Below are 8,156 nucleotides of genomic sequence, written 5' to 3'. Positions count from 1 at the left end.
ATCTTTTCTAGCAATTAATTGTGTTTTGTCATCAAACTGACTTTTTGATAGAGAAAAAACTCCAGAATTGGCTATTTATCAAACAAAAAAAGACGCACAAGCGCCTTTTTTTATCAATCTTCCGGTAGGTTAGATTAAAGAACAAATAAGTGATGCTTCTTCTTACCCAATTTCACAAGGAAGTATTTATTGTAGTAGCCATTATCAGCAGCAAAGATGTCTGCCGCACTCATATTATCTTCCATACCTTTCGACACGCCATTTACAAACACAGAGTTGCGTTGCAAGGCATCTTTTACTTGTTTACCACTTGCGGCCAAACCAGCGTCCGCCATCAGCGTTGTTAGCGGGGTTTCCGCAAGATCAATACCCACTAAGGAGCTGCTTGGCAAACCGTCTAGCTGAATTTGCGCTAAATCTTGTTCACTTAGTTGATCAGCTTCACCACTAAACAGCGCTTGAGTGATACGCTCTGCCGCTTGTAACCCCTCTTCACCATGTACAAGGCGAGTCGCTTCACGCGCTAAAACTGCTTGTGCTTGCGGTTTACCCGCACTTTCTTGGTCTGTTTTTTCAATGGCATCGATTTCCTCAAGGCTTAAGAAGGTAAAGAACTTGAGGAATTTATAAACGTCTGCATCCGCTGTATTCATCCAGAATTGGTAGAAAGCGTATTGACTTGTTTTAGTTGGATCAAGCCAAATGGCACCCGATTCAGTTTTACCAAATTTTGTGCCGTCTGCTTTTGTTACGAGCGGTACAGTCATACCAAATACTTGTGTTTGGTTTTGACGACGAGATAAATCGATGCCTCCAACGATGTTCCCCCATTGATCACTACCACCTACTTGAATGGTACAATTGTATGCACGATTCAACTCGGAAAAGTCCATACCCTGTAGCAAAGCGTAAGAGAATTCAGTAAAGGAAATACCGGAGCCCTCACGATTCAGGCGCTGCTGAACAGATTCTTTGTTGATCATGGCATTTACGGAGAAGTGCTTACCAATATCACGCAAAAAATCCAATACATTCATTTGCCCCGCCCAGTCCAAATTGTTCACCACACGGGCAGGGTTTGGCACTCCATCAAACTTGATAAACTGACTCACTTGGCTACGAATTTTCTCAGCCCAACTTGCCACAACATCCGCCGTGTTCAGTTGACGCTCTGCGGCTTTGAAACTTGGGTCGCCGATCAGACCAGTTGCCCCACCGACAAGCGCTATGGGATTATGTCCAGCATCTTGAAAGCGCTTTAGCACCAACAAAGGAACAAGATGACCAAGATGCAAGCTATCAGCCGTTGGATCAAAACCACAATAAAGCGTACGACTTCCACCAGCTATATGAGATTTCAGCTCTTCTTCGGCTGTCATTTGGGCGATCAGCCCACGAGCTTGCAAGTCTGTTAAAAGATCATTACTGCTTACTGTCATTTTTAGATCCATTTCCTAAAGTTAATTTTGATAAAGCTTTCAATTATAAAAGTAATATTGGTAGGATTATAAGGGTTTAATAAAGATTTTTGGATATTCATTTTGGCCAATATACTACCATCGAAACATATTTTTCTGATTGCGGTTATAAGCACAATGATCATCATACTGCTGGTCGCCTTTCCAGAAAAGAAAAAGCAAAGCAACCAAACACTTTCCATCGAAGCGAAACCACAGCCCCTTTCGCCCTCGGACACCTCTTCTCAGACAGCCAATAAACAAGCTAAAAACAGTCTATCCTATGAAACAGACGTCAATTCTCTAAACAGCACAACCACTACGATCAGTCCATCCCTACATAAAGTTAAAATCGCAAGTGGAGATTCGCTTTCTACCTTACTCTCGAAATACAAAATCTCTGCTCAGGATATCTATAAAGTCTCTCTAGCGGATAAAAAAGATGGGGACTTGATGAGAATGCGTCCAGGCCAGCAACTCACCTTCCAAATAGACCCAAAATCAGGACAGCTTCGCCAACTCACTCTCATTCAAAATCAATTGGAGAGTGTACAGTTTGAACGAGACAACGACACCTTTCATCGACATACAGTAACTAAAACTCCAGATATTATTCACACTTATAAAGAAGCCACTATTAACGACTCTTTATTTGTTGATGGTATGCTGGCAGATATCGACGAGTCCTTACTTATTAATATGGCGAACATTTTTGGTTGGGACATTGACTTTGCATTGGATCTTCGCAAAGGAGACCGCTTTAGCATTCTCTATGAAGACAAGTTATTGGATGGTCAGCGCATTGGTCATGGTAACATTTTGGCCGCACAGTTTATCAACAATGGACGCGTTTATCAGGCCATTCGCTATCAATCTAAAAAGGGAGTCCACTACTATACCCCTGACGGTTTGGCCATGCGAAAAGCCTTTTTAAGGACCCCTGTCGATTTTACTCGAATATCATCTGTTTTTAATCCGAATAGACTCCATCCTATTTTTAAAACCAGTCGCCCTCATCGTGGCGTGGACTATGCAGCTTCGAGCGGTACGCCAGTCAAAGCAGCGGGAGATGGACGTATTGCGTTTGCAGGAAAACAACGAGGCTATGGAAACGTCGTCATTATTGATCATGGAAAAGGTTACCAAACGCTTTATGCCCATTTGAAGGGCTTCGCAAGAAACATAAAACGCGGAAAATATACTAAGCAAGGTAATATCATTGCTTATGTTGGACAGACAGGCTGGGCAACGGGACCTCACCTTCACTACGAGTTTCGCATCAATGGTGTCCACAAAAATCCAGTAACAGTAAAACTTCCCAATGATGACCCAATGCCAAAATCAGATTTGAAACGCTACCTACCTTATGCTCAGAAGATGGTCGCTACATTAGCAAGTTCTCATTCCCCAGCTTTTTCTGAGCAATTAGCTTTACTAGAGGATTAAAAGAACAGGACAAGCCAAACAAAAAAAGCAGCCATAGATGACTGCTTTTTTATATTCAAAATGTTATCCAATCCATCACTTCAGATTAGATAGCACCGTTGATAAAGTCTGTAAGTTGTGTTTTAGAGACTGCACCCACTTTCGTACCAACCACTTCACCGCCTTTAACAACTAGCAAAGTTGGGATACCACGAACATTGTATTTAGGTGCCGTTTCTGTATTCTCATCGACGTTCAACTTAACAACTTTTAGTTTGCCTTCGTATTCCGCAGCAATGTCTTCAAGGACTGGCGCGATCATTTTGCAAGGTCCACACCAAGGAGCCCAAAAATCAACAACGACAGGCAGGTCAGACTTCAGCACTTCTTCTTCGAACTGAGCGTCTGTAATTTGGATAGTATTGTCACCCATGGTAATTCCTTAAAATCAGTTTTAACTAATGAATGAGCTTAGTATAACACTAAACACCTAGCGTAAACATGAGTTACTTCTAATAAGACAATAGAAAAGCACTATTGTAATAAAGACCTAATCACATCCGGTAATTCAAGCAACGAATGAACTTCTGCATCTGCTCGCACGCCCCAGGATTCATCCCAGCGCCGAGCACCATGGCGATTAAACCAAATCGCTTTTACTCCTGCCGCTGCTGCCCCAGAAACATCATCAACAGGATGATCGCCAATATGAACCATCTGAGTATAGTCAACTTCTGCTTTTTTCAAGGCTATTTCAAAAAGTATTGGGTCAGGCTTAGCCGCACCTATTTGATCCGCTCGGATCGCAAAATCAAAATACGATGCCAATCCAATATAAGGATGATATACATCCGCATTTCCGTTACTAATAGCAACTAATTGATAATCCTGGCGAAGTACTTCTAAAACATTTTTTACATGCGGGTATAGATCGACTTTTTGTCGCCACTCAGAAAAAACCATCATCGCCGACTCTGCAACGATGGCAGACTCTTCGCTCGACAATCCAAATTGTTTAAGTGCTTGCTTATAGGTTTCATAGCGTAATAATGTGACATTAAGCCCTAGAGAAGGTGTTTGTGCGATTAGAGCATTACGAATGTCCAAACGATTCGAGGCCGTAAAAAGCGACATAAAGCCAGGAAATCGCTCATTAAACCAAGACTCCATAGCGTATTCAGCACGCACAATCACAGGATCAACATCCCATAAAGTATTGTCTAAATCAAAGGCCACTAACTTTTTCATTCGATTAACCTCTGAAAAATCCCACTTAACATCTCAGTAAGATATTGCAAAAAGAGTGTCTCTTTTTCCTTAGAAAACGTATAGGGGGACTGAGATCCCAAAACCAATATACCAATGCAGTCCTTTTCATTTTCTTGGGAGCCAAGAATAGGAACCAATGCCGTCGAGAGGATAAGACGATGGGTTTCAGGAAATAAAAACTGTATTGCTGTTTTGTCTAACAACACACAAGAGCTTCTTTTTAAACTAGGCAAACCATTAAGGTGTTTATTTCTCTCTTCTTCGGAACAATATCGGATCGACGATCCTCGGTTAGTATCGAATAATAACAAAGCATGGTGAGATGCATCGAACTCCTCCCTCACCATATCATCAATCACAATGACCAAGTCATCCAATGAGGAACAGGCTACCCCAGCCAAAATAAGGCGACGGGTTTTTTGCATAATCGCTTCATTTTGCCGAGCCACCTCAACCAAGCGTTCAAACTCTTGGCGATAACTCGCCGTCGTTTTTCTAAGCAATGAAACTTGGTACTCAAGTAATGAAATAACATTACCACGCACCGGATGAGGAAGCGTTAAACTCTCCAATAGATCAGGATTTTTAACAAAAAAATCCGGCGACTTTGATAGGTACTGAACGACATCCTCTTCTTTCATATTTCCTCTATAGATAAATTTGCCCTTCAAACACTTTCTCAGCAGGGCCTGTCATTAAAATAGGACAGCCCTCGCCTTGCCATTCGATGTGTAAATCACCACCGCGCAAATGCGCCGTGACTCTTGGAGCCAACCAGCCTTGTTTGATTCCAGCCACAACCGCTGCACAAGCCCCCGTTCCACAGGCCTGAGTCTCACCAGCACCACGTTCATAGACTCGTAAAGCAATCTCTTCAGAGTTAATGACTTGCATAAAGCCAACATTAACCCGATTTTCAAAGCGCTCATGAGACTCTAATATCGGCCCAACTGTCGATACCAACTCATCAGATAAAGCATCCACTCTTAAAACGGCATGCGGATTACCGACGGACACTGGCGTTATTTGATGGAACTCGCCCCTCGCCTCAATCGTATATAAACCTAGTTGCTTTTCAGCAGTGAAAGGCAAATCTTTAGGGTCAAAACTTGGCGCTCCCATATCAACCGTCACCAAGCCTGCCTCCTCTACACGTAGCTGAATATGGCCTCGCTTGGTTTCCACATTGATAATGCGCTTGTTCGTCAGCTCGCGGTCCAAAACAAACTTGGCAAAGCAACGAGCACCGTTACCACAATGCTCAACCTCAGATCCATCCGCATTAAAGATACGATAACGGAAATCCATATCAGGATGAGTAGGTGGCTCAACGATCAATAGCTGATCAAAACCAATCCCTCGGTTACGATCACCTAAACGCTGAATTTGTTGCTTATTAAAAAATACTTTTCTGGAAACTGCATCCACCACAACAAAGTCATTTCCAAGCCCATGCATCTTGGTAAATTTTAACAACACAGCGTACTCCTTAGTCGGGCAATACTTGCTCGCCGGCCAATTGATGCTCTATTGTTTCTCGAACACGAATCAAGTGAGCGTTGTCCCCATCCACCATCACTTCTGCGGCACGGCTGCGGCTGTTGTAATTCGATGACATAGTAAATCCATAGGCACCAGCAGAACGCACAGCCAGTAAATCACCTGCTTGAATGTCCAACTCTCGATCTTTACCTAGAAAGTCTCCGGTTTCACACACAGGACCAACCAAGTCATAAGTACGTACACCCTCTGGAGTCGGTGCCAGAGAAACGGGAACAATATTCATCCACGCACCGTAGAGAGAGGGGCGAATCAAATCATTCATTGCACCATCAATCACTGCAAAGTTCTTATGAGGTGTACACTTAAGAAATTCGACTTTAGTCAATAAAATACCAGCATTAGCCGCAATAGAGCGACCTGGTTCAAAAGCAAGCGTGACAGGTCTATCTTTCACTTTTTCAAGAATCAGCTTCGCGTATTCCGCAGGCTCAGGCGGCACTTCATCGCGATAACGAACACCCAGGCCACCACCTAGATCCAAATGTTTAATAGTGATACCCGCTTCCGCCAACTCGTCCACCAGTCCAATCAGACGGTCAAATGTGTCCAAGAAAGGTGTCAGTTCTGTTAACTGTGAACCGATGTGGCAATCCACACCCATTACATTCAAATTGGGTAGCTTATGGGCAATTTTATAAATGCGTACGGCATCTTGAATATCGATACCAAACTTGTTTTCTTTTAGGCCCGTAGAAATATACGGGTGGGTTTTCGCGTCCACATCGGGGTTTACACGCAACGAAACCGGAGCCACTTTGCCCATTTCACCAGCCACATCATTAAGGCGGTAAAGCTCTGCTTCGGACTCCACATTAAAACAGTGGATACCAACCTCTAAAGCCCGCTTCATCTCATGGGCTTGCTTACCTAAACCCGAAAACATGACTTTAGAGGGGTCACCTCCCGCCTTCAAGACTCGCTCTAATTCACCAATCGAGACGATATCAAATCCAGAACCAAGGCGAGCCAACACATTCAAAATAGCAATATTCGAACAGGCTTTTACTGCATAGCAGATCAACGTAGGATGTGAAGCAAAAGCTTCAGCGTAGGCGTTATAGTGCCGCTCAAAGGTTGCACGGGAATACACGTAGCAAGGGGTGCCAAATTGTTCTGCAATTTGCGTTAATGCAACATTCTCTGCTTGCAATAGGCCATTGTTATAATTAAAAAAGTCCAAAGGGGAATCCTCAATTAGTCGAAGACGATTCTTGCTGGGTCGCTGTCCCACTAGTTGGTAGATAAAGGGGGCCTTTATTACCACAAGCACTGAGAAACACAGCTAAGATAAGCACAGAAAACCATTTAAACATCGTCTTTATCTCTTTAGTTTTTGATTTCAACAGTATACTGGTAGCCATCTCGTTTCCCAACCCTAAGCATACATTTAAAACAATATTCTTTACGAAGATGACAAATAACTTATGGACTTGAATCTGCTATATTGACACCCAGCTATAGAGATACAGCAACAAGGACTAGATAGAGAAGCTTATTTCCAGCTTTCAAACAACCATATGCCCATACACAGAAGCAGCAGCATCAAAAAATCTTGGCTGATAGCCTTATTCTGCGCCATCGCCATCCATGGTCTTATTTTGTTTGCAAGCAAAGACCAAAACTGGTTGGACTTATTGAAGCCTTCAGCTTTAACGTCAAAAAAAACGTTAGAGGTGTCTTTGCTCAAGCCAGAAGAGCAAGCACAAACCTCAACCAATAAACAAGAGCAAACGTCAGCTTTAGACATAAAGACATCTGAACAATCTTCTAACGCCACGGATCCAGAACGTCATATCACCCCAAGGACAGATCCAGCAAAAGCAGCAGACTCAACAACAAAACAAGGTGCGGAGTTTTTCCAAAGTACTTCCCCCTCTGATAGCATCCAGAAGAAGAATAAGCAGGATAGCCAGTTTGGTACAGTAAAGCGTAATGGCCTTTCCGTACCCGCAGGTAATCGCCATGGCTTAGATACTCACTTATTAACAAGCCAACAAACAGAAAACCTCATCGACAAACCTGAGTTGCTGGACATCTCCAAAATATCATTATCACCCGATGCAGATATACAAGCGACCAGTAAAATCTTTTCAAAAGAACTACGACAAAAAATAGCGGAATCAAAAGCCGCTCAACAAGAATATTTAAAAGGTGTAGATAAAAGCGACAACACAAACTATCCCATCACAGAAGACGCCGACGGCACACGATATGTCAATATTAAAGGGGTATGCTGGCGAATGCCAAAAGAAGACGCTACTGATGGTTCGAAAAAGGGCTGGGCGATTGTCTTTGATGGTTGCGGCATCAAATCAAAACTGTTTCATTTTGAGTTAAACATATCCCCTAGCATTTTAACAAACGAGCTATTAGGGCCAGATTCACCCTTTAACCTAGAACAGCAGCCTAAGTAAAAGCGATTTTTATAAGACAAACCAGCAG

9 protein-coding genes are annotated in these 8,156 nt (G+C 42.9%); 2 read left to right on the top strand and 7 right to left on the bottom strand.

Going from position 1 to position 8,156, the window contains the following annotated elements; all coding sequences use genetic code 11:
- Window positions 1–134 precede the first annotated feature (134 nt).
- Window positions 135–1,439 carry a tyrosine--tRNA ligase gene (tyrS, locus tag JHD45_RS13365; RefSeq protein WP_199477010.1) on the bottom strand — a complete coding sequence of 435 codons (1,305 nt, stop codon included), beginning with the start codon at window positions 1,437–1,439 and terminating at the stop codon, window positions 135–137.
- A 156-nt stretch (window positions 1,440–1,595) separates the two neighbouring features.
- Between tyrS and JHD45_RS13360 the strand changes: the two genes are divergently transcribed.
- Window positions 1,596–2,903, top strand: coding sequence for a peptidoglycan DD-metalloendopeptidase family protein (locus tag JHD45_RS13360; RefSeq protein ID WP_199477009.1), 1,308 nt, complete (start codon window positions 1,596–1,598; stop codon window positions 2,901–2,903).
- An 85-nt stretch (window positions 2,904–2,988) separates the two neighbouring features.
- Here the strand turns inward: JHD45_RS13360 and trxA are convergent, their stop codons facing one another.
- From trxA to lptM, 6 genes are all read right to left on the bottom strand, one after another.
- Window positions 2,989–3,315 carry a thioredoxin TrxA gene (gene trxA, locus JHD45_RS13355; RefSeq protein WP_199477008.1) on the bottom strand — a complete coding sequence of 109 codons (327 nt, stop codon included), beginning with the start codon at window positions 3,313–3,315 and terminating at the stop codon, window positions 2,989–2,991.
- A 101-nt stretch (window positions 3,316–3,416) separates the two neighbouring features.
- The gene (locus tag JHD45_RS13350) at window positions 3,417–4,130 is read right to left on the bottom strand and encodes an HAD family hydrolase (RefSeq protein ID WP_199477007.1); all 714 of its coding nucleotides are present in this window, start codon (window positions 4,128–4,130) and stop codon (window positions 3,417–3,419) included.
- Window positions 4,127–4,792 (bottom strand): DUF484 family protein, encoded by a 666-nt coding sequence (locus JHD45_RS13345; RefSeq protein WP_199477006.1) that lies wholly within the window; start codon window positions 4,790–4,792, stop codon window positions 4,127–4,129. The genes JHD45_RS13350 and JHD45_RS13345 overlap by 4 nt, the downstream gene beginning before the upstream one ends.
- 7 nt (window positions 4,793–4,799) lie before the next feature.
- The gene (gene dapF / locus JHD45_RS13340) at window positions 4,800–5,630 is read right to left on the bottom strand and encodes a diaminopimelate epimerase (protein ID WP_199477005.1); all 831 of its coding nucleotides are present in this window, start codon (window positions 5,628–5,630) and stop codon (window positions 4,800–4,802) included.
- Between the two features lie 10 nt (window positions 5,631–5,640).
- Window positions 5,641–6,894 carry a diaminopimelate decarboxylase gene (gene lysA / locus JHD45_RS13335; protein WP_199477004.1) on the bottom strand — a complete coding sequence of 418 codons (1,254 nt, stop codon included), beginning with the start codon at window positions 6,892–6,894 and terminating at the stop codon, window positions 5,641–5,643.
- A 10-nt stretch (window positions 6,895–6,904) separates the two neighbouring features.
- The gene (lptM, locus tag JHD45_RS13330; protein ID WP_199477003.1) at window positions 6,905–7,027 is read right to left on the bottom strand and encodes an LPS translocon maturation chaperone LptM; all 123 of its coding nucleotides are present in this window, start codon (window positions 7,025–7,027) and stop codon (window positions 6,905–6,907) included.
- A gap of 204 nt (window positions 7,028–7,231) precedes the next feature.
- Here lptM and JHD45_RS13325 point away from each other — a divergent pair, with 204 nt between their 5' ends.
- Window positions 7,232–8,128: a hypothetical protein gene (locus JHD45_RS13325; RefSeq protein WP_199477002.1), complete on the top strand. Its 897-nt coding sequence runs from the start codon at window positions 7,232–7,234 to the stop codon at window positions 8,126–8,128.
- Window positions 8,129–8,156 lie beyond the last annotated feature (28 nt).

It is taken from the genome of Marinomonas spartinae (assembly GCF_016461715.1).
Taxonomy (GTDB): Bacteria; Pseudomonadota; Gammaproteobacteria; order Pseudomonadales; family Marinomonadaceae; genus Marinomonas; species Marinomonas spartinae_A.
This window is presented reverse-complemented; position numbering and strand designations above follow the sequence as displayed.

Excerpts from the sequence above, each read along its gene's own strand:
- tyrS (WP_199477010.1), bottom strand. The coding sequence starts at position 1,439 with ATGACAGTAAGCAGTAATGATCTTTTAACAGACTTGCAAGCTCGTGGG.
- JHD45_RS13360 (WP_199477009.1), top strand. The coding sequence starts at position 1,596 with ATGATCATCATACTGCTGGTCGCCTTTCCAGAAAAGAAAAAGCAAAGC.
- trxA (WP_199477008.1), bottom strand. The coding sequence starts at position 3,315 with ATGGGTGACAATACTATCCAAATTACAGACGCTCAGTTCGAAGAAGAA.
- JHD45_RS13350 (WP_199477007.1), bottom strand. The coding sequence starts at position 4,130 with ATGAAAAAGTTAGTGGCCTTTGATTTAGACAATACTTTATGGGATGTT.
- JHD45_RS13345 (WP_199477006.1), bottom strand. The coding sequence starts at position 4,792 with ATGAAAGAAGAGGATGTCGTTCAGTACCTATCAAAGTCGCCGGATTTT.
- lptM (WP_199477003.1), bottom strand. The coding sequence starts at position 7,027 with ATGTTTAAATGGTTTTCTGTGCTTATCTTAGCTGTGTTTCTCAGTGCT.
- JHD45_RS13325 (WP_199477002.1), top strand. The coding sequence starts at position 7,232 with ATGCCCATACACAGAAGCAGCAGCATCAAAAAATCTTGGCTGATAGCC.